The sequence below is a fragment of the uncultured Tissierella sp. genome, from assembly GCF_902479755.1.
In the GTDB taxonomy this organism is placed as follows: Bacteria; Bacillota; Clostridia; order Tissierellales; family Tissierellaceae; genus Tissierella; species Tissierella carlieri.
Window position 1 is genome coordinate 1 of the sequence record NZ_CABSQO010000028.1, and the last position, 22,460, is coordinate 22,460.

The 22,460-nt window shown below is 28.8% G+C and carries 16 protein-coding genes; 7 read left to right on the forward strand and 9 right to left on the reverse strand.

The annotated features are described in order from the left end of the window. Positions 1-50: 50 nt before the first annotated feature. The 5 genes from RDK80_RS14145 to RDK80_RS14165 form a co-directional block, all read right to left on the reverse strand. Complete coding sequence (locus tag RDK80_RS14145) at positions 51-1,775, reverse strand: S41 family peptidase (RefSeq protein ID WP_308524627.1); 1,725 nt, start codon at positions 1,773-1,775, stop codon at positions 51-53. A 20-nt stretch (positions 1,776-1,795) separates the two neighbouring features. After that, complete coding sequence (locus RDK80_RS14150; RefSeq protein WP_308524628.1) at positions 1,796-3,109, reverse strand: lanthionine synthetase LanC family protein; 1,314 nt, start codon at positions 3,107-3,109, stop codon at positions 1,796-1,798. A 175-nt stretch (positions 3,110-3,284) separates the two neighbouring features. Further along, entirely contained in the window at positions 3,285-3,506 is a 222-nt protein-coding gene (locus tag RDK80_RS14155; protein WP_308524629.1) for a hypothetical protein, read from the reverse strand. A 96-nt stretch (positions 3,507-3,602) separates the two neighbouring features. Beyond that, a complete protein-coding gene (locus RDK80_RS14160) occupies positions 3,603-6,785 on the reverse strand; it encodes a lantibiotic dehydratase (RefSeq protein WP_308524630.1) in 3,183 nt (1,060 codons plus the stop codon). A gap of 557 nt (positions 6,786-7,342) precedes the next feature. After that, on the reverse strand, positions 7,343-7,468 hold the full coding sequence (locus tag RDK80_RS14165) for a hypothetical protein (protein WP_308524631.1): 126 nt from the start codon (positions 7,466-7,468) through the stop codon (positions 7,343-7,345). A 163-nt stretch (positions 7,469-7,631) separates the two neighbouring features. Between RDK80_RS14165 and RDK80_RS14170 the strand changes: the two genes are divergently transcribed. From RDK80_RS14170 to RDK80_RS14195, 6 genes are all read left to right on the forward strand, one after another. After that, positions 7,632-8,306 (forward strand): hypothetical protein, encoded by a 675-nt coding sequence (locus RDK80_RS14170; RefSeq protein ID WP_308524632.1) that lies wholly within the window; start codon positions 7,632-7,634, stop codon positions 8,304-8,306. Positions 8,307-8,445: 139 nt separating this feature from the next. Beyond that, the gene (locus RDK80_RS14175) at positions 8,446-8,862 is read left to right on the forward strand and encodes a hypothetical protein (RefSeq protein ID WP_308524633.1); all 417 of its coding nucleotides are present in this window, start codon (positions 8,446-8,448) and stop codon (positions 8,860-8,862) included. A gap of 146 nt (positions 8,863-9,008) precedes the next feature. Then, positions 9,009-9,830 carry a putative ABC transporter permease gene (locus RDK80_RS14180; protein WP_216559910.1) on the forward strand — a complete coding sequence of 274 codons (822 nt, stop codon included), beginning with the start codon at positions 9,009-9,011 and terminating at the stop codon, positions 9,828-9,830. Positions 9,831-9,985: 155 nt separating this feature from the next. After that, positions 9,986-12,883, forward strand: coding sequence for an acyl-CoA dehydratase activase (locus RDK80_RS14185; protein WP_276515583.1), 2,898 nt, complete (start codon positions 9,986-9,988; stop codon positions 12,881-12,883). A gap of 16 nt (positions 12,884-12,899) precedes the next feature. Continuing rightward, on the forward strand, positions 12,900-14,267 hold the full coding sequence (locus RDK80_RS14190) for a 2-hydroxyacyl-CoA dehydratase (RefSeq protein ID WP_276515584.1): 1,368 nt from the start codon (positions 12,900-12,902) through the stop codon (positions 14,265-14,267). Positions 14,268-14,344: 77 nt separating this feature from the next. Continuing rightward, positions 14,345-15,667: a helix-turn-helix domain-containing protein gene (locus RDK80_RS14195; protein WP_308524634.1), complete on the forward strand. Its 1,323-nt coding sequence runs from the start codon at positions 14,345-14,347 to the stop codon at positions 15,665-15,667. A gap of 38 nt (positions 15,668-15,705) precedes the next feature. Here the strand turns inward: RDK80_RS14195 and RDK80_RS14200 are convergent, their stop codons facing one another. Continuing rightward, positions 15,706-16,200, reverse strand: coding sequence for an ECF transporter S component (locus RDK80_RS14200; protein WP_308524635.1), 495 nt, complete (start codon positions 16,198-16,200; stop codon positions 15,706-15,708). Positions 16,201-16,414: 214 nt separating this feature from the next. On the opposite strand from RDK80_RS14200, the gene RDK80_RS14205 reads away from it, so the two are divergent. After that, complete coding sequence (locus RDK80_RS14205; RefSeq protein ID WP_308524636.1) at positions 16,415-17,785, forward strand: aldehyde dehydrogenase; 1,371 nt, start codon at positions 16,415-16,417, stop codon at positions 17,783-17,785. Here RDK80_RS14205 and corA read toward each other — a convergent pair. The 3 genes from corA to RDK80_RS14220 form a co-directional block, all read right to left on the reverse strand. Beyond that, positions 17,780-18,835 (reverse strand): magnesium/cobalt transporter CorA, encoded by a 1,056-nt coding sequence (corA, locus tag RDK80_RS14210; protein ID WP_308524637.1) that lies wholly within the window; start codon positions 18,833-18,835, stop codon positions 17,780-17,782. The genes RDK80_RS14205 and corA overlap by 6 nt on opposite strands. A 100-nt stretch (positions 18,836-18,935) precedes the next feature. Then, the gene (locus RDK80_RS14215; RefSeq protein ID WP_308524638.1) at positions 18,936-20,318 is read right to left on the reverse strand and encodes an MATE family efflux transporter; all 1,383 of its coding nucleotides are present in this window, start codon (positions 20,316-20,318) and stop codon (positions 18,936-18,938) included. Between the two features lie 142 nt (positions 20,319-20,460). Beyond that, positions 20,461-22,437 carry a helix-turn-helix domain-containing protein gene (locus RDK80_RS14220; RefSeq protein WP_094903090.1) on the reverse strand — a complete coding sequence of 659 codons (1,977 nt, stop codon included), beginning with the start codon at positions 22,435-22,437 and terminating at the stop codon, positions 20,461-20,463. Positions 22,438-22,460 lie beyond the last annotated feature (23 nt).

The window sequence follows — 22,460 nt, forward strand, 5'->3', positions numbered from 1 at the left end:
TTATAATACTTTTTATTATCTATTGAAATTATTACATATATTATAAACAACTATTTATTTTCCAAAATATATTTAATTGCTTCTTCTATATACTCATCTCTACCTTCTCTTACTCCTTCTATAGTTTTTTCTATATCGATATCTGGACTAAGCCCTATTCTTTGAGTCTGTTTACCTTCAGCTGTATATACCCCAATAGCTGAAAAAGATATTGCATTTCCACAAGGAAGTTGTATAAAACTTACATCTCCATTTGCTCCAATAGAATTTTCTCCCATGACAGTTACATTAGGAGCTTCTCTAAGACTTAAAACAGAAGTTTCACCTGCACTTTGGGTAGTTTCACTCATCAATATTACTATAGGATTTTCATATATAAGTTCTGTAGAAAATTCTGTAAACTTTTCTGTATTTATAAATACACCTGGAACTGATCTTGATGGAATACTGAAACTAGCATATGGTATTCTTTTATCAAATAAATATTCTTGTAAAAAAGCAAAATTACTCTTAGGATATTGTCGTAAATCAATAATTATACCATCAGTATTTTTAAAGTCTTTCATAATCATATCTACTTCATCAAATTTTAATTTAGATGGATTTATAAGTCCAATATTATTTTCTAAAATTTTATAATCTTCTTCTATATTGTTGTAATTATATAAATTAAAAGGCATTCCTTTAAGCTCATATTCTATTTTATCATTATCTCTTAGCACAGTTATATTCATTATTTTTTCATGAGATATTAAAATCATGCTACCCATTGGGTTTAATATTTTTTCATTATTTGGAATAGATATATATTTCTTTAGATCTTCTATAACATCTTCTATTCTTTTACCATTTATTTCTATAGGTATATCACCAACTAATAAAGGGCATGTATCTTTATATTCATTGTCAATTCTTTCAACTACATATTTCCCCTCAGCTTTTGTTAAATATACTGGAGCTATATATTTACCAAATTCAATCTCATAGAATTCAAACACATCTTCTAATTGAGTACCTGAAAAAAAAGTATGTCCATCATGAAGTTTTGTTGAAAGTGAAGCAAGAGTCTGATTATAGCTATGTTTATCTATTCCACTTAACATAATCTCTATATATTCTTCTAATATTAAATTCCAGTCATCATCTAAGATATCTAAATAGGGATAATAATATTCTATAGCATTCCAAAATCTAAAAAGGCTTAATAAACGGTATCTACTATCACTATAATCCATATCTTTATAAATTTTTTCATTTGCAAAAAAAGTTGATAGAACTTTTTCAAATAATACAGGAGCTTTACTTCTATCTAATTCTGGAATTTCCCTTATTTCTAACAGTGCCTCTGAAAGGGAATCTCCTAAATATGATTTATCTTTAATCCAATTTGTATCAGCTTGTACTATTTTTTCTTCTTCTTTTGCTATTTCCCATTCTATGAATTTTCCTTGATAATTTCCATAGTCTATTTCTCCAAGACCTATAAACCAATCATAGAGTATATTATTAACTTCTTTTTCATTTTTAGATTCTTCAATTATAGGAATTAAATTAAGTAGTTCTTCATCCCAATCTTTCTCACCTAATAAAAAAGCAGGATGAGTATATTTAACATAGCCCCATACTTTGCAAAGTTTTTTGAGATTATAAACTTTTAAATCATCTTTATTTTTATCTTGAAAAATTGTATCTCTAAATATAAATAAAGAAGTGATTATAATCAAGATAAGTATAATACATATAAATATTATATTTTTATTTTTTTTATTTATCATACAAAACTCCTTTTTAACATTTAATTATAGGCTATTAAAATTCGACTTTCATTGCCATTTGGAATACCTGTTAATATAGAATAGATTGTTTGTAATATACCTGTATATCCAACAAGATAGTCATATTTATTAATTTCATCACCAGTATCTACTTTATAGTTTTTATTATGATGTAAGTTATAGCTTTCTATTGTATATTCAATTAATTCTAAAGTTCTATTCCAAAAGATTGGATTTTTGGTGTCTTTATACATTTCATTCATAATGGCTGCTGTACCAGCAAAACCATGACATACAATCGGGGATGTTAACATATAATCTGATATATTCATCTGTGCAATTTTAAGCATCTCATCAACAGTAAACTTTTCAATTTTTTTATTTAATATTGCTAATGAAGAAATATATAAAGAGCGTAAAATACCTACTGAACCGTAACACCAACTCATACGACATTCACCTATTTCACTCAGTTGTATATTTTTCATTTTTATATAATTTTCAAAAGATATTCTACCAGGCCAATATATTATATCATTAACATAATATGATGCTTTCAAATATTCTTCAATTATACCATTAATTGCTTGAATCAATCCACTTGAGTTAAATCCATTTGCATATACTAACGAAAGTACTGTTAAAGGACCGCACATGCCATGAGATATTCCATAGTTTATATAGCTACTAGTTGAATCTAATGTTGGATCAAGTTCATATTCATACTTATTTGGGTAATAAAACCAACCTGGAACTTTATAATTAAATATAATTTTTTCTTGAGAATGTTTTATTAGTGCATCTACTAGTTTTATAGTTAGTTCATAGAATTTCTCATTTTCATTAAAGTTAAGCAAATAACTTAAAGTCCCTGAAATGCCTTGAATAAGCTCAAAGTCTTTACCTATATAATCTTTATAATCTTTATCTATACTTAAATACTTATAAATATTTTCTACAAGAAGATTATCCAAAGAGTCTGAAAAAATTGATAAAGATGGCAATTTTAATAATAAGTTTTTTACAATATATGTAATATAACAAATACCTGAAAAGGAAGAGTAAGGTGAAAATATATTATCATAAATACCTTGACGTATATTTTTTAAAGAAATATATACAAGATCTTCCCATTCTTCTTTAGAAATGAAAAATTCTTTAAAATATGTTAATGTAGATAATACATCTAGTGCTTCATATGAAGATAAGTTTTCAATATTTATTTTAATCCTAGTTAAATCGGATACCGAGTTATTAATAAATTTTTCTAAAACAGAATCTTCTAATTTTATTTTTTTTGATATAATTTCTCTAAATTTTATCTGGTCTATCATTATTTTTCTCCTTCCAACTTTAGGTATTTGCTAATTATAAATAATAAAGGTTTACACTTATTTTCTATAAACAATCTGCTTGTTTTTAAATTTGGCAGGGTATTTAAATTTTAGAATCTTTAAAGCTTAATTATATTATTATTGTTTAAAACTTAAATAATTTAGGATTTGCTTTTTAACAGAATTTTCCTCCTCCTAGTAGTGCTGTAATTAGACATGCTGGTGCATCATTTTCAGTTAGACAATAACAATAAGACTGATCTCTATCAGTATATTGACATTTACATGTATCGCCAGTTACTAATGTACCTGTATCATCTGATAGTGGTTTTATACCATAATTGTTTTCAGTTATTTTTTTTACATCAAGATCAAAATCATCGAATAAATTTCCCATAATCTAACCTCCTTAATTTTATTTAGTCCCTCTTACCCTGCCAAAAAAAGGGAATATGAATCATTAAGTTATTTACTTCTAAACATATATATTAACTTAAGAATTATACTTAAGATAACCTTGTAATGATCTTAAGCCATCTCTTGCTAATGAATATATTTTACGTTCCCATATATTATTGCCGACAAATCTATTACAAAACATATGTATTATACTGGATATAATATTCTCTATAGTATTAGTAATTTCTCCTTGTTTATCTATTTCATAAACAGCTTTTGCATACTTTCTAAGTCCAGTATATGTTTCAGTTATTAGATTATATATATCTGGATATTCAATTAAACTACGTATGGTTTTCCAATTATCATCATTAACAGCACCCATATAAGTATCACGATTTTTTTGTAATAATTTTCTATATTCTCTTGTCTTAGATATATCTTCAAAGTTCATTGAATCTAAAAACATTTGTTGTCTATCTCGAGTAAGCCCAAAAGCCTTTAAGGTACTAATAATAAATGAAATTCCAATATAATCTATTTCTTCTTCATAACTCCCAAAAAATTTATTCATTGTTTTCATTATTAAATGGCTTTCATGACAAAAATATTCTTCAGCTTCTCTAATTAAATCTGGTCCTCCATATCTTTCCGTTTCTCTTTTATAAGAATCTATTAATACTTCTGATATAAATCCTTTGTTTTTAAAATTTTCAAGTAATTTATTCATATTTTCAAACAAAGAAGTAAGAAAACCTTCCTTTGCTTGTATACGTAAGCGTAAATGAGGCTTTGGATCTGAATATCTAATGAAAAAATATTTTTGAACTATACCATAATTTGCAAATTGCTCTAAAAAATCATATATATAAGCTATCATTTCATTTTGTCGTTTTCCATAACCATATAATTTATAAAAAATCCAATTTTCTTTTCCTGGAAGAAGAATTAATTCGTCTCTATTTATTTTCATACAGTTTAGAGAAATATCAGATTTAGTATTGATTATTTTACTATCTTCTTTTTGCATATCTCTATTTTTTGATGATAACATAAATGGAACAACTATCTCAGTTATATAATGATTGCCTTTTCCATCTACAGCAACATTATTATTAAAATCACATTCCATTTCATATAATGTAGTCTGCATAGTATCCTTTTTTACAACTTTATAAATTTGATCTATATGCATAGGGTTTTCAATATCCATTAAAATGCGATTATCAAACCTTGCCAAATATACATATCTTGGAATATGCCACTTTTCTCTATATAAATTAAATTTTTTGATAAACTCATCTTTTTTATTACTACTCATTTTAAGAATATCTTTTGAAATAATCCATGTTTCAGGTTTTATTATTATTCTTTTATAAACAATTCTAGGAGAATATTCACACTCCATATTTCTTAACATTGAAATCCCATTTAATACATTTATCTGACAATCTGATGAGATTTTTGTTAAAAATTTTAATACTGGGCTTGAATTTCTAGTGTTTAACATATTAGTCATAGTAACTATTACTTTTTTATTGAGTTTTTTAGATTTTATATAAAAAAAATTATTTTTATCTATACCTATATATAAATCTTTAATAGAAATAGGAATTTTTTCATCAGTATAATTTGATGTTAAAGTTATTTGATAATCATAGTCACTATTTGTTAATGAAACATTACTGGTTCTTCCATTTATGGGTAATTCTGATATTTCAGCAATTATGTATTCTGATGAATACTCTTTTTCAATTTTAAAAGCATCTTCAATAAATTTATTTTCATTTACTGTAAACAAATCTGTGAATCTTCCAAAAGTTTTTCCAATACCATTAGAGCCAAGACTAGGTGCAAGTGTAAAGGAATAATTTAGATTATTAGGATGTGCTATTAAAAATAATTCCAAAGATTTTAAACAAGTTTTATTACTAAAGTTTTGAAACTCTTCACCAGCAATATAGTCAATATCATCATCAGTAAGCTCAACTATTTTTTTATTTTCCTTTATTGCAGATAATATTTTTCTTTCTTTTAATAGATCTATACGTATTTCTTTTAATGAATTTTTTCTTATTGGAGAAATTATATTAATTCCATCATCTATATAATCCTCAGGACTTCCTATACCTTTATCAGTATCTAATAATTCTAGTACTGGAACTTCTGACCTATAGCCATACTTTTCATTAAAAATCTTTATATACTTATCCATATCATTAGATGTATTATATTCGGGTGTTATTTTACACATAGCATTAATAAACTGTTCTAGTTCTTCTCTTACAGACTCATCTAAAATATTAGCTTCAGTACTTACTTTCATATCAATTTGAAGATAATTTTTACATTTATATATATCTTTCATCATGTAGATTGTTTTATCTAATATATCTTGTCCACTTCCAATAGATTGTGAATTATATTTCGATATATTATTCCTTATTTCATTTAATTTTGTTAAATAATAATCTACATCTACATTATTTTTAATATTACTTAATACACCTATAACATAGTCTAAAATATCAGTATTTATTATTGGAGGTCTAAGTTCTGAAATAAGAAATTCATTTTCAAATAATTGAATAATAAATTTTTCTATACGTTCAACTGGTACATTTGGATTCTTTTCTGAAATAAAAGAAATTAAAAAAGATAATTTTTGTGGTTTCTGACATAAATTTTCAACTAATTTAACTTGAGATGTATATCTTACTGTGGTTGATAGTTCTTGAACATCATGGCCTGCTTCATTATGTTCTAAAAATGTCTTATTTGGTTTTTCAATTCTATTACCATTTATAAATGTGTAGTCATTAAAAATAACTTTTAATTCATTTTTAATTTTTGGATTGGATTCTATTTCTTTTATAACTCCATACAACCATTCCATATCAACTCTTGCTCTTTTTGTATGTTGAGATTTTTCAGAAATAATTATTTTTGATTCCTTATCAAATTCTCCCATTGATATACCTGAAAATAATCCAAAGGGTGTTGGTCGTGTTGACAACCTAATAAAATATTTAATTAATGACGAAGTTACTTGATCAGAAGATTTTGATGAATCAGTTATGTCTGTTCTATCTAAAGCTTCTAACAGGTCATTACTTGCGACTGCCAATGTTTCATTTAGAAAAGGTTCTTTGAACTTATCTTTAAGATTTTTTTTCATATCAATCTCAGAGACATTATCAAACATTAATAAATAATCATTAGTTGATAATAATGGAGTACGAATCATAAAGAAATCATTTGCATTATATTTTATCATTAATAGATCATCTCCTAGTATAATAATGTTATAGTCACTAAGGACTATAGTGTTAATACATTTCTATTATTAAGTAACAGAAGAAGTAGTTCTTCCTTCATCAGATATTACTTCTGTATTTAACATGTCTGACGGTTCTCGATAGACCCCAGACCTTTCATAAAGTATGCAACATTGTATTTGCCATTTTGCGTGATGAAAAAGAATTTGAGATCATTACTCCAGAAGAACATCAAAAGAATTACCTAAAAGTGAAATGTGACGTCGCTACATAGTGTAATTCTATAGAAGAATTCTTACTTTTTGACATACAATCAAAGGGTTTATAAAAGTTGCACTTTTTTAGTTCAACTGAAATATCAAATGTTTTTAAATTAGTCATTGACATTTCTTAGGTGGACTTATTTATATTTTTATATTAAAGCAACCTCTTTTGCTAGTAAATTTGAAATTACATAATTCTATTAATTAACTTCTTCAAAAAATAATGCCTCTTAAGAATACAATTTGAAAATAATATCCAAATATGGATTCTTCAATATATTATATTTATGTCATTATTCAATATCTGAATTATGTATTGTTGCTAAAATCAGCATATCATTCATAAAAAAACCTGTCAACCCATTGGTTTTGCTCATTTTTCGACATATTTTGATATACTTTGTCGATTTATTATACATGAATTTACCACCATGATTCTGCTGCAACTTTTAAATTAACATAACCCGAGCCCATTGATTTTACAAATGAAGTTGAGTATTTTTATTTTATTTTATTGTCATATTTATGTAGTGATACGTGGAAATGTGTGTTGTAATATAGATATAAAGAAGTATGTTTCCAATGTATCTAAAAAACTTTAATAAAAAAACTGGCAAAACATATTTATCCATTGTTCATAATTATCGAGATAAAGAAACAAAAATTACTAAGGCTAAAGTTATTAAGTCTCTTGGATATCTTGATGAACTGGAAAAGGAATATGATGATCCTGTTGCCTTTTTCACAGAAGAGACTAAGCGTATGAATGCTAAGCGTCTTTTAGACAATGCCCCTGTATCTTTTACTATTACAAGGGATGAATTAATTCCTGCTAATTCTGTAAATCGTAAGAATTTTGGTTATGCTGCTTTAAGTAAAATATATCATGAGCTTGGGATACACACATTTTTAGTTAATATGCAAAGACATTCTAATGAAGAATATGATGTTAATCCCATTATGAAGATGCTTGTTTTCTCTAGGCTATCAAATCCTGCTTCTAAGAAGAAGTCTTTTGAAGAACGAGATCGTTTCTTCGAAAATAATGACTATTCTCTTGATGATGTTTACCGTTGTCTTTCTCTATTTAACAAGCATAAGGATAATTTACAAGTTTGGATTAGCAATAAAATTAAAAACAATTACGGAAGAGATACTAAGCTTGTTTATTACGATGTTACAAATTATTATTTTGAAACTGATAAGATCGATGATTTTAAAAGAAAAGGTGTTCCAAGGAGCGTCACCCCAATCTAATTGTTCAAATGGATTTATTTATTGATAATAACGGGATACCTATTACATATCAATTATCTCCTGGCAACACTAATGATTGCCTTACTTATCGTCCAAACTTATCTAGAATTAAAAAGGATTATAAGCTTGGTAAGGTGGTGTGGTTGTTGCCAATAAGGGTATGACTACTGGTGATAATATCTGGTATACTTTATCTGCAGGAAATGGTTATGTATTTAGTATGTCAGTTAGAGGTGAAAACAAAGAACTTAAAGATTATGTTCTTAATCAAGATGGCTATGAGTGGCTAGGTAAAGAATACAAAAGAAAATCAAGGCTATATCCAAGGGCAATACAAGTAACATCAGTAAGTGGAAGAAAGATGAAAAAACCAGTTGATGAAAAGCAAGTTGTATTCTACAGTGAAAAGTATGATAAAAGAGCCAAGGCTGAACGAGCCGCTACTATAGCTAAAGTCCAAGACCTAATAGCTAACCCAGAAAAATATACTCAAGCAACCTCATATGGGGCATCTAGTGTAGCGTCATCTTCTACTAAAAGTATCTTTATCATATAAGCACCCCTTTCGTTACTAATATTATAGCAAAATATTAATAATTTCCTAATTAACTTTAATTCATTGAAGCAAATTGCATTTATTGATTTTTTGAATTATAATTATATCATTAACTAATCTAATAAAATATAGTGATGTGATATAATATGATGAATTTTATTTTAAAATATTTATGGTTCTTTATTATTTATGCTTTCTTAGGCTGGTGTGTAGAAGTTGCTTATCATGTAGTGACCTCTGGGAAATTTGTTAATAGAGGTTTTCTAAATGGTCCTGTATGTCCAATTTATGGCTTCGGTATGATAATATTGATATTTTGCTTAGAAGACCTATCAAAAAATTTCTTTCTATTATTTTTAGGTGCATTTTTGCTTACATCGACTTTGGAACTCGTTACAGGATTTATACTTGAAAAAGTATTTAATGATAAGTGGTGGGACTATAACGATATGCCTTTTAATATAAGAGGTTATGTATGTCTCTCCTTTTCGATTATATGGGGTCTTGCCGGAGTCTTTATGATAGATATAATTCATCCGTCAATTTCAAAGCTTGTATCTATCTTCAATAGTAATATTGGTAATATTATATTGATTATACTTTTGGCATATTTTATAGCAGATTTTTTTATAACAATTTTAGGTATCATGAAAATAAAAAAACATATGCGTATACTTGAAGAAATAGCTGAAAAATTAAGATCTTATTCAGAAGATGTAGGTGAGAATATTTATAAAGGTATGACATTAGCAATTAAAACTAAAGATAATATGAAAAATAGACTTGCAGAACAGAAGTCGGATTTTAAAGATATTATAGATGAAAGAAAGCTACATATTGAAGAATTAAAGACAAAATATGAAAAATTGTCAAAAGAAAAAGGATTTATCCATAGGCGTTTAGAAAAGGCTTTTCCTAATATTAAGAAAAAGCTTTCTGAGTTAGATCATAACAAAAAAGATAAATAAAACAACCTATTTTACAAGCAGAGGACAGTATTCTTACTATCCTCTATTTTATTTTTTTGGAGGTGTTTGTTAAATTTTATCGGAATATTGAATAATAATAAAACTGTGATATAGTATAATAAAGTTAATTATATAGAAATGAAGGGACGATAAAAATGAGAATCGGTATTGATGTAGGTTCTACAACATTAAAGTGTATTGTATTAGATGAATATGACAATATAGTTTTTAGTTCCTATGAGCGTCATTATTCTCAGATTACTAAAAAAACTAAAGAATTGCTAGAAAGAATTATGGAAGAATGTCAATGTGATGAATATGTTAATCTATCTATCTCAGGTTCTGCTGGTATGGGATTTGCCGATAGATGTAAAATCCCCTTTGTTCAAGAAGTATATGCAACACGTATAGCAGTGGGAAAATTGATACCAGAGGCAGATGTAGTTATTGAATTAGGAGGAGAAGATGCGAAGATACTTTTCTTAACCAACGGATTAGAAGTTCGTATGAATGGCTCCTGTGCTGGTGGTACAGGGGCATTTATTGACCAAATGGCAACTTTACTTAACATCACTCCTAGTGAGATGAATGATTTAGCTAAATCTTATGATAAGTTATATACAATTGCCTCAAGATGTGGGGTATTTGCGAAATCAGATATTCAGCCCCTCTTAAATCAGGGAGCTAAGAAAAATGATGTTGCTGCTAGTATCTTTTATGCTGTTGTAAATCAAACCATAGCAGGATTAGCTCAAGGTAGAGAATTATTAGGTAATGTTGTATATCTTGGAGGACCACTTACCTTTTTATCAGAGCTTAGAAGAAGCTTTGATAAAACTCTTGATACAAAAGGTATCTGTCCAGAGTACTCCTTATATTTTGTTGCCCTAGGTGCTGCCTTTATGTCTGAATCCCAAAAAGTAAATCTAAAATCTACCATAGCTATGATTGAAAATCAAAATAGTGATGGAGATTTCGCTCATACTTCTCCATTATTTCATAGTGTAGAAGAATATAATAATTTTATTTCTAGACACAATGAGGAAAAAGTAATATATTCAAATCCTAATGAATACAATGGAAATGCATATCTTGGTATCGATGCAGGTTCCACTACAATAAAGATGGTAATTATTGATGATGAGGAAAATATTCTAAATTCAGTTTATCTTCTCAACAAAGGAAACCCTGTGTCTATTGTAAAGGACTTTCTACAAGACTTTTATAATAAATTTCCAAATATCACCATAAGGTCTAGTACAGTAACTGGATATGGCGAAGAAATACTAAAAAACGCCTTTCAAATAGACTATGGTATTGTAGAAACTATTGCACATTTTACTGGCGCTAAGAAATTTAGGCCTAATGTGGACTTTATAATAGATATAGGTGGACAAGATATTAAATGCTTTAAGATAAAAAATGGTGTTATTGATAATATATTTTTGAATGAGGCTTGTTCCTCTGGCTGTGGTTCATTTTTACAAACCTTTGCCGGAGCCTTGAATTATACCATTGAAGACTTTGCCAACCTAGGAAACTTTGCTTCAAATCCTGTAGACTTAGGATCACGTTGCACAGTTTTTATGAATTCTTCTGTCAAGCAAGCTCAAAAAGATGGAGCTACCATTGAAGATATATCAGCAGGTTTATCAGCTTCAGTAGTTAAGAATGCGCTATATAAAGTGATTAGAGTTACATCTAGAGAGGGTTTGGGTAAGAATATTGTAGTTCAGGGTGGCACATTTTTGAATAATGCTGTACTTCGTGCTTTTGAAATGGAATTAGGGCAGGAAGTTATTCGACCAAATATCGCAGGTTTAATGGGAGCCTATGGTGCAGCCCTTTATGCAAAATCTAATGCTAAGGATATTTCTACTATTCTATCAAAGGATAAACTGATATCTTTCTCTCATGAAGTACAAGGCTCTACTTGTGGACTTTGCAGCAATAATTGCAGATTGACTATTAACACATTTGATGATGGCAGAAAGTTTATTAGCGGTAATCGATGCGAAAAACCCCTAGCTAAGAAAGAAGGTAGAAAACAATTAAGTATATATGATTATAAGCTAAAACTCTTAAATAACTATCAGCCTATTAAGGGAAAACGAGGCAGAATAGGGATACCCATGGTATTAAATATGTATGAATTATTACCTTTCTGGCATAAATTCTTTACAGAATTAGGATTCGAAGTAATCATTTCTCCTAAATCCAATAGAGATTTATATCTAAAAGGTCAACATACTATTCCTTCTGATACCATTTGTTATCCAGCAAAACTCGTTCATGGACATATTGAATCCTTAATAGATGGAGAGGTTGATAATATATTCTATCCATGTATGAGTTATAATTTAGATGAGGGATTAGGAGATAACCATTATAACTGCCCCGTGGTTGCATACTATCCTGAAGTGGTAGCCGCAAATGTCCCGCAAATTAAAAATATTAACTTTATCTATGATTATATTGGTCTTCACAGACCTAAGGATTTTATAAAGAAAATCCATGGAATTTTAGGCAGAAGTTTTAAGGATATTACTTTAGAAGAAGTAAAGCTGGCTTCTAACAAGGCCTATGAAGAATACTATTCTTATTTAGAAAGAGTTCAAGCCATGGGCAAACATTATATAGATTATGCAAATAAAAATAATCTACCCATTATCGTTTTGGCAGGTCGTCCTTACCATGTAGATCCTGAAATAAATAATGGAATAGATAAATTAATATGCCAATTAGGTGCTATAGTTATATCTGAGGATGTTATTAGCGGAAATACATCCAAATTTCCAACTTCAGTTTTAAATCAATGGACCTATCACGCTAGGCTATATGCTGCTGCTAAATATATTGGAGATAAAGATAATATGAATTTAGTACAATTAGTTTCTTTTGGATGCGGTTTAGATGCAGTCACTACAGATGAAGTTAGTGAGATATTAGAAAATGAAGGAAAAATCTATACTCAAATAAAAATAGACGAAATAACAAATCTTGGAGCTGTAAAAATTAGACTTCGCAGTCTAATGGAAGCTCTCAACCAATGAAAGGAGTCATGGTAATATGACAACAGATCATATTAATATAGAGGATTCAAATGTCGTATTTACTAAAGAAATGAAAAAAGATTATACTATTTTAATTCCAGATATGTCTTCAATCCATTTTTCTCTTTTTAAAAATGTATTTGAACAGTATGGATATAAAGTAGAAATACTTAAAAATGAAGGCTCTTCTGTAGTAAACGAGGGATTAAAATATGTTCACAATGACATCTGTTACCCTGCATTACTTGTTATTGGTCAAATGATAGATGCCCTAAATAGTGGTAAATATGATTTAAATAAGGTGGCCCTCATTATTAGCCAAACGGGCGGAGGATGCAGGGCTTCCAACTATATACATTTACTTAAAAAAGCTTTAAAAAAAGCTGGATATAGTAATATCCCCATTATCTCCTTCAATGTTAAGGGACTTGAAAAGAATAGTGGATTTAAACTTACTTTACCTTTGATTAACAAACTATTAGTAGCATTAACCTATGGTGATATGTTGATGCTTTTAAAAAATCAAGTTAAGCCCTATGAAATCTTTAAGGGTAGTAGTGAGAATCTGGTAGATTTTTGGATTAATCATTTGGGAAGACAGTTTGAACATGACAAAGGATATAAAATAAAAGAAATAAATAGAAACTTAGAAAGAATAGTAAAATCCTTTGGAGAGATTCCAGTTTTCAACGAGAAAAAAATAAAAGTAGGAATCGTTGGGGAAATTTATGTAAAATACTCAAAGTTAGGCAATAACCATCTAGAAGATTTTCTCATAAGTGAAGATTGTGAAATCATGGTTCCTGGTATTATGGGGTTTGCAATGTATACTGTAGATAATTCTATGGTAGATGTTGATATCTATGGTGGAAGTAAGATTAAAAGGACCAGTGCCTCATTAATAATGAAGTACCTTAGAATGTACGAAAATATGATTATCAAAGCAGTGAAAAAATATAGTAATTTTACTCCACCCTCTTCATTTGAACATTTAAAGTCCTTATCTGCCGATATCATAAATGAAGGTTGTAAAATGGGAGAAGGTTGGGTATTAACTGCTGAGATGGTTGATTTAGTTAAAATGGGATATGAAAATATCGTATGCACTCAACCTTTTGGATGTTTGCCTAATCATATAGTAGGAAAAGGAATGATACGTAAAATTAGAGACATCTGCCCTAGTGCAAATATAGTCCCTATTGATTATGACCCGGGGGCTACTAAGGTCAATCAAGAAAATAGGATTAAGTTAATGCTCTCTGTTGCCAGAGAAAATCAGGAACTAAATAATCCTACTAAGGACTGTGAAGTAGCAGATATGAAAGAAGATTCTTTAGGGGTTAAAGGTTATAAAATTGGAAAACATTTGAAGGCAGGAAATTAATATAGCAACACAGGAAACATTTTTGCTCTATCCCTATGCTAAACTTATATTACCCTAGGGCAGAGAGGAGAATAGCCATGACCACTATTCAATTGCTTCAAAAATCAATTGACTATATTGAAGAGAATCTAAAATCTGAACTTTCATTATCAGAGCTTGCAGAAATCTCAGGATTTTCAACATTTCATTTCTGTCGTATTTTTTCTAACTATGTAGGTATGCCTGTAGCTGCTTTTATTACTAAGCGTAGGCTTTACCATGGAATTTATGAGATTCAAATCGGCAAAAAAACAATTGATATAGCTCTTTTATATGGTTTTAATACCTATGCAGGATTTTTTAAAGCATTCAAGCGTGAATTTGGCTGCTCTCCTACAAAATATTTAAAATTAAATACTGCTAAAAAACCAATGGCAGTAAATTTAATTAGGGAGGCAAAAATTATGCTAACACAGAGAGAAATAAAACAGATATTGTCAAATTGGAATTTAGACTCAAATTTAGAAATAGAAGATACCTTTACTTTAGGTGGTACAGCTAAATCTGATAATACATGGTTAATTAATGGAAAATATATCTTCAAAACAGGAAAAAATATTGCAGGTTTAAAAACACATATCGCCATTTCAAAGGAACTAGAAAAATCTGGAGTCCTTGCAGCAACTCCTATTAAAACCATTGAGGATGAGGATTTCATTATTAAAGATGACAAATACTTTTGTCTTACCAATCATATCAAGGGGAAATTTTTAACACCTGAAGAACGTTATGCAGGGAATAGAATTGAAATAGGAAAAAAATATGGTGAAGCCATTGGTAATCTACACAAAATCCTTAAAAAACAAGATAAAAATTTAGAAGTTAATGACAATAATCTCCTAAAAACTGTATTAGGCTGGGCATTGCCCCAGACAAAAATAACTATGGAACAATGGGGTTGTCCATTACCCGATAGATTCTATGAGGATTTTACTGAAAACTTTAGTAAGCTTTATAATGAACTACCACGACATATAATTCATCGTGATCCTAATCCGTCAAATATTATGTTTCATAATGATGAAGTAAGTGGCTTTATTGATTTTGAAATCAGCGAGAGAAATGTAAGAATCTTTGATCCTTGTTACTGTGCAACAGGAATCTTAGCTGAAGCTACTACAATTGCTGATAGGTTTGAAAAATGGGATGAAATATTAAAGGGAATAATTACTGGATATGATAATATCTGTAAATTGACAGAAGCCGAAAAACTTGCAATTCCTTATGTAATCTATTCCATTCAAATGATTTTTATTGCCTGGTTAGATGGAAAAGAGGAACTTAAGAATCTTACAATGCAAAATAGGAAGATGCTTATCTGGATATGGGAAAATAAAGATAAGTGTTTTGAAAGCCTATAAAATATAAAGTCTGACAGAAAATTTCTGTCAGACTTTATTTAATTGGTTATTCTTGTCTTTTTTAATGTTGTATATAATACTACTGCTGTAACTGCCCCAAGCAAGCCTTGCATTAAATTACCCGGTATAGATGCTAATGCTGCCTTTGCTCCATACATAAATATTTCTGCAAAATAATATCCAAATGCCATAAATACTCCGCCAATAACTGTGGCTATAATCGGTGTTCTTTCCCCTAGTTTAGTCTCAAGTATTTTTCCTGCTATATAACCCTCTAACCCTTTTACTATAAAAGTAATAGGAGCATAATGAGTGTATCCCAATAATATGTCTGCTAAGGCTGATCCTAACCCTCCTACTAAGAATCCACCTCTTCTGCCTAGCATTATAGCTGCCAAAAATACCACCATATCCCCCAAATTTAAATATCCATTTGTTCCTATAGTAGGTATATGGATTACCATAGTCATCACAGTTGTTAGAGCCATAAGCACAGCTATTCTTGTTATTGTTTTAGTATCCATATCTTTCATTTTTAATCTCTCCCCTTTCACCGTACGGGTACAATATTTTTAAACTTATGTAGTGTCTGTATATATAGAATAACACTTCCACTACACTTTTTCAATAGTTTTTTAGGGCAATTGAAATATTTATTTTCTTTATTTATTTAAGATTAAAAGTATAGACTCTATCTGAAAATTATATGATATTATATATCTATATTAAAGGAAAAGGAATGATCCTATGTTACAAAACTTATATGAATCAAAAAGAGAGTACTTTGATAATGGAAACACTAGAAGCTATGAATTTAGAATAACTGGGCTTAAAAAACTTAGAAACATAATAGAGAAAAATGAAGAGAATATAATTAATGCTCTGACATTAGATCTAGGTAAACCTATATTTGAATCCTATACTGCTGAAATAGGTGTTGTATATCAAGAACTAAATCATGCAATAAAAAACTTAAGGTATTGGATGAAGCCTAAAAAAGTTCCTACCCCAATTTATCTACAGCCAGCTAATAGCTTTATCTATCCAGAACCTAAAGGAGTAGTGTTGATAATCAGCCCGTGGAATTATCCATTTCAATTGGCCATATCACCTTTAATAGGTGCCATCGCCGCAGGAAACTGTGCTATTTTGAAACCATCAAATCAATCAAAGGAAACTGAAAAGATAATTTCCAAGATAATCCGTGAGGCCTTTTCTGATAATTATATTAGTGTAGTAGAAGGACCAGGTTCTGAAGCTGTTACACCTTTAATAGAGAATTATAGATTTGATCATATATTCTTCACCGGAAGTGTAAATGTAGGCAAGAAAATATTGGAACTATCGGCAAAACATTTAACACCTGTGACATTAGAATTAGGTGGGAAATCGCCAACCATAGTTTACAAAGACGCAGATATAGATATTGCAGCTAAAAGAATTACTTGGGCAAAATTTTATAATGCAGGCCAAACCTGTGTAGCACCTGATTACCTTTTAGTACATGAATCTAAAAAAGAAACTTTAATTAATAGTATAAAGCTATATATCAAAAATTATTATGGAGATAATGGTAAAGAATCTGAAAATCTAGGTAGAATAATCAATGAAAAGAGATTTCATAGACTTATATCTTTATTAGAAGGATGTAATATTCTAGAAGGTGGAGTTTATAATAAAGAGGATAGATTCATTGCCCCTACATTAGTTGATGAAATAGATATGAATCATCCAATTATGCAGGAAGAAATATTTGGTCCAATACTTCCTATATTAACATATAATCATATTTCAGAAGTTTTGGATATAGTTAGGATAAATCATTATCCTTTAGCTTTATATCTTTTTACAAGAGATAAGTATATTGAGGACTATATTATTGAAAATATCCAATTTGGCGGAGGATGTATTAACCACGCAATATCACATGTTGCGAACTCTCATCTTCCATTTGGAGGAATTGGTTTCAGCGGCATGGGAAGATATCACTCAAAATACACCTTTGATACTTTTTCCCATGAAAAAAGTATATTTAAATCTAATGGAAGACTTGACAGCAATATACTATACCCTCCTTACAATGAGAAAAATTTAAGATTGGCTAAGAAATTTCTATAGCCAATCTTTTTTTCTAAAAAATCTTAACATTAATATAATAATTATAATGCTTATTATCCAAAAGCTAAAATATCCATATTTCCAATTTAATTCTGGTAAGTATCTAAAGTTCATACCATATACTCCTGCAAGAAATGTTAAAGGTATAAATATGGTTGAGAATATAGTAAGAACCTTCATCACTTCATTTGTTTTATTTCCTATGCTGGAAAGATAAGTATCCAGCATACCACTGCATATATCTCTATATGTTTCTATAATATCTATCATTTGGATTACATGATCGTAAACATCTCTTAAATAATAAATTGTTTTACCATCTATTAAATCATAATCATTTTTAGATAAGCTGCTGATTACATTTCTCATAGGCCAAAGTGAATTTCTAATATAAATCAAATCCCTCTTCAAGATATAGATCTTCTGGAGTATCTCCTTCTTAGGATTTAATAGTAATTCATCTTCTATAGTATCTATTTTTTCTCCTATATCTTCTACTATTAAAAAGTAATTATCTACTATTGCATCAAGTAATCCATATAATAAATCATCTGCTCCGTTTTTCCTTATATTAGTACCTTCCTTTAGTCGACACAAGATACCATCAAATAGCTCTGTTTCTAGCTCTTGAAAAGATATAAGTTTATCTTTGAATAATATAAATGATATTTGCTCTGTTTCTAATTCCTCTTCTTCATTAAAATACATTAACTTAGTGACTAAAAATATATAATCATCATAGTCCTCCATTTTTGGATTTTGAGATGTATTTAATATATCTTCTATTACTAGTGGATGTACCTTTAGTGATTGGCATATTTTATTTACTAAATTTGTATCGTGGATTCCTATTATATCTAGCCATTTCACTTTATCATCTGTATCATTTATAAACTTACCTAAATCATTTATTTCTTTTCTTTCAAGTTCTAGGTTATTATATTTTGTATATGTAATTTTAATATTTTCTACCTTTTTCTCTCCTACATGTATTAGAGAACCTAGAGGCGTATTTACTATTTTAGCTATATTTTTACTTTCCTTAGTCATTTTACTCACCTCAGTATATTTCTATATATTATACCCTAAAAAAATCATACTTCATACCAAATATAATAATGAGCCAGAGAACTAATCTCTGACTCATTGGTTAGTGTGAAGCAAAAGGAACCGTCCCTCTTGCATTTTCTATTTTTATATTTAACTCTTGTCTCTCTTCTCTTATTAACATATATGACGCAATACTTGCTAAAATATCTGATATTGGATAAGCTAACCAAACTCCCATAGCTCCTAAATGAAATACTTTCACTAATATAACAGATATCGGTATGGTTAAAATTAGCTGCTTAGATATTGATAAAAATATTGATGTCTTTGCCTTTCCAAGGGCTTGAAAATAAAATATAGATACATAATAAATACTAGCCATCGGAAGTGCTGCCACCACTATTCTAAATGCTTTTACTGATTCAGATATTATCTCAGGCTCCTTCACAAATATAGATATTAATTGTGGAGTATAAATCATAGCAATTAACCACATTATCATAGATGTAAGAAAGGCATATATGCTAGTTTTCTGCATTACCGTTTTTAATCTCTTATAATTCTTAGCCCCTACATTAAATGCAGCTATTGGCTGCATAGCTGAAGCTATTCCAAACATTGTTATAAACAGGAACATATATATCTTAGATATAACCCCAAGTACTATGATTCCATTATCTCCTGCTGTATTAAGTAACAAATGGTTGCGTACTGCCATTAGTACTCCATCTTCTGATTCTATAATAAATGCAGATAAACCCACTAATATAATTGCTTTTATTAGCCTTTTATCAAATTCAAAACCTGATGGTATTTTAAATTCTTTCTTTACCTTTGAATAATTATAATAAGCATAACTAAATCCAATTATCTGAGAAACCGTTGTAGCTATGGCTGCCCCTTTAACTCCCATTTTAAACTCTACAACTAAAATATAGTCAAGGATTATATTAATTATAGCTCCTATACTGGTGCTTATTATTGAAACCTTATTATTCCCTACAGATATCATTATATTAGATATAAATGTTGTTAAGCTTAAAAACGTAGATCCAAATATTATTATATCTAAATAATCCTTCGCATAAGGTAATGTCTGATGACTAGCACCAAGACCTAAAAGTATCTTCTCTGAGAATATATATATAATAGCCGTAATAGATACCATCAATAAGAAGGATAAAGAAAAACCATTTCTAACAATTTTTCTAGATTGATCCATATTATTTTGTCCGTTGGATCTAGAAAATGCTGTTGATGTTCCTACAGCTATCATTACACTCAATGCAATTATTATCCTTTGTATAGGAAATACTAGTACTAATCCTCCTATTCCATATCCACCTACAGTTCTTCCCACAAATAGCGTATCCACCATATTATATAGTTCTGATACTAAGAAAGAAATTATTATTGGAATAGAAAATCTAAGTAATAGTTTACCGATCTTTTCCTCTCCGAATAATTTATTGTTTTTACCCATAATAAAACCTCCATTTATCTTACTTTATTATGTTAACATAAATGGAGGTTCCTTTTCATTCACTTGTTTATCCTCTATCTTGGATTGTTTTTGGCTTTTTGAATAAACAAGATTTTCAAAAACCTTAAGATAATCCAAAAATTTATGAATTTAGTACATTATTTAGTACAAAAAGCACAGTTCCATATGGTTTTATAGTAGCAACTGTATTATATACTGTAGATTTTTTTCCATAATAGAAAGATACATTGGGATGTACATATTCCTTTAGTAATTCCCAATTATCATTATCTAATCTTTCTGGTCTATTTAAACCCAGCCATTTATCATATACTGAGCCAAATCCCTTGTCTAATACATATTTAGTGACTTGAAAATCTGATTCCATATTTAGTATATTTAATGAGATTTTTCGCTCTTTAATCTTATCCATAGGAAGGCTATCATATATTACCTTTTCATCTATTTCTACAGGATTAAAAAGCATTATCTGATATCCATACTCTGATTTTGTAACTATATAACCTTCCCCCCTATCTATTACTCTATCTCCTAAAAGAGATAATAACATATAAGCATAATAGGAAGGCTTCTTTAAGTAGTTAGATGTAAATATACCATTTCCACCGAAGAAGGTATCATTGTTTAATATGGTTTCCTTAGATATTTCATCTACCATATTTAATACAACTCTATTATTCAAATGAATATAATTATATAGTACATAAGGTACCATAGAAATCGTATCCTGCATTCCACTAATTTTCTTCTTTGGGAAATATGGCTCTAAATCTTCTATCCTCATACTTAACCATTTCTCCACATCTTCATCATAGAGATTAGAAAAATGATTTATAAAATCATTAATTATATATTCTTCAACATTTTCACTAATGATTATCGGGATAAGATTCTGATCTCTTAAAAAATCTAATATATTTTCAACTCTAGTCCAGTTAATAAATTTATGATTCTTATCTCTATAAATATCCATATCCTCAGAGAAAAGTTTATTTACTATGCAATATTTAAATTCTATCTCTCTTTGTATTTCCTCTAGAATTCTTCTATTTTCCTCTTCAAGAAGAAGATAAATATCCCCCAAATCTATTATATCTGGTTTCCTATATTCATCTATAGTATCCTTATTCAAATCTATATCAATCTTTATAATTCTATTATCATAATCATACCTTTCATAATCTTCAATATAGTTAGTAAGATAAGGTATGGCTTCTCTAATATTAAAGTATTTAACCTTTGTCATCTTCTCAAGTTCTTTTTCACTTACTTTATATTTCTTCCTATACTGCATAGGTGTACAATTATAATGAAGCTTAAAATGTTTATTATAATATCTTACATGAGAGAAACCTACTTCTTCTGATATTTCTGATATATTTCTATCTGAATCTAAAAGTAGTTTTGTAGATTCCTCTACCCTTATTTGATTTAAATACTCATTAAATCCATGGCCTAATATATCCTTGATTTTATAAGATAAATACTGAGAGCTGAGAAACTCCTTGTCTGCTATTTCCTGCAAACTTACCTTATTCATATAGTTATTACTTAAATATTTAACTATTCTATGATATCTCTCTAACTGTTCGTCATCCTCTTCTAAGCCTTCTCCTTCATAGAAAAGGTAGTGAAAGTTATTTAATAGATGATACATCATATCTAATAAATATTCTTCTATCTTATCTTCATAATCATCTATTTTAGATATTGCTTCGTAAAGAAGTATCGAAATATACTTTCTTAACTCATGATATTTTTCATCTTCTTGGGGTTTTCCCTCTGAGGAATCTGTATAAAAGAATACTTCCTTGGCATCATCATAATATCTTTCAAAAAAATTAGGGTCGATATTGAGTACAAGGACTAAATTATCTGGATCATTGGACTTTATACTATACACTTCATTGACGTTGATTATCTCTATTTCTCTTTCATTTAATGTATATATTTCATTTTCTACACCTACATCTATAGTGCCTTTCAGAACAAACAAAATTTGAATGGAATCCTGCCAATGGATTGGGTATTCCATGATATTGGCTAAAAATATATTTATAGGTAAATCCTTCATATATTCCACATGTACTTTTCTCATATTAAATCCCCTTCATTATCCCA

Bases quoted from the DNA above. Each gene is read 5' to 3' on its own strand.
- RDK80_RS14165 (WP_308524631.1), bottom strand. From the start codon at position 7,468: ATGTATAATAAATCGACAAAGTATATCAAAATATGTCGAAAAATGAGC.
- RDK80_RS14185 (WP_276515583.1), top strand. From the start codon at position 9,986: ATGAGAATCGGTATTGATGTAGGTTCTACAACATTAAAGTGTATTGTA.
- RDK80_RS14150 (WP_308524628.1), bottom strand. From the start codon at position 3,109: ATGATAGACCAGATAAAATTTAGAGAAATTATATCAAAAAAAATAAAA.
- RDK80_RS14145 (WP_308524627.1), bottom strand. From the start codon at position 1,775: ATGATAAATAAAAAAAATAAAAATATAATATTTATATGTATTATACTT.
- RDK80_RS14170 (WP_308524632.1), top strand. From the start codon at position 7,632: ATGTATCTAAAAAACTTTAATAAAAAAACTGGCAAAACATATTTATCC.
- RDK80_RS14180 (WP_216559910.1), top strand. From the start codon at position 9,009: ATGATGAATTTTATTTTAAAATATTTATGGTTCTTTATTATTTATGCT.
- RDK80_RS14155 (WP_308524629.1), bottom strand. From the start codon at position 3,506: ATGGGAAATTTATTCGATGATTTTGATCTTGATGTAAAAAAAATAACT.
- RDK80_RS14200 (WP_308524635.1), bottom strand. From the start codon at position 16,200: ATGAAAGATATGGATACTAAAACAATAACAAGAATAGCTGTGCTTATG.
- RDK80_RS14190 (WP_276515584.1), top strand. From the start codon at position 12,900: ATGACAACAGATCATATTAATATAGAGGATTCAAATGTCGTATTTACT.
- corA (WP_308524637.1), bottom strand. From the start codon at position 18,835: ATGACTAAGGAAAGTAAAAATATAGCTAAAATAGTAAATACGCCTCTA.
- RDK80_RS14195 (WP_308524634.1), top strand. From the start codon at position 14,345: ATGACCACTATTCAATTGCTTCAAAAATCAATTGACTATATTGAAGAG.
- RDK80_RS14160 (WP_308524630.1), bottom strand. From the start codon at position 6,785: ATGATAAAATATAATGCAAATGATTTCTTTATGATTCGTACTCCATTA.
- RDK80_RS14220 (WP_094903090.1), bottom strand. From the start codon at position 22,437: ATGAGAAAAGTACATGTGGAATATATGAAGGATTTACCTATAAATATA.
- RDK80_RS14215 (WP_308524638.1), bottom strand. From the start codon at position 20,318: ATGGGTAAAAACAATAAATTATTCGGAGAGGAAAAGATCGGTAAACTA.
- RDK80_RS14205 (WP_308524636.1), top strand. From the start codon at position 16,415: ATGTTACAAAACTTATATGAATCAAAAAGAGAGTACTTTGATAATGGA.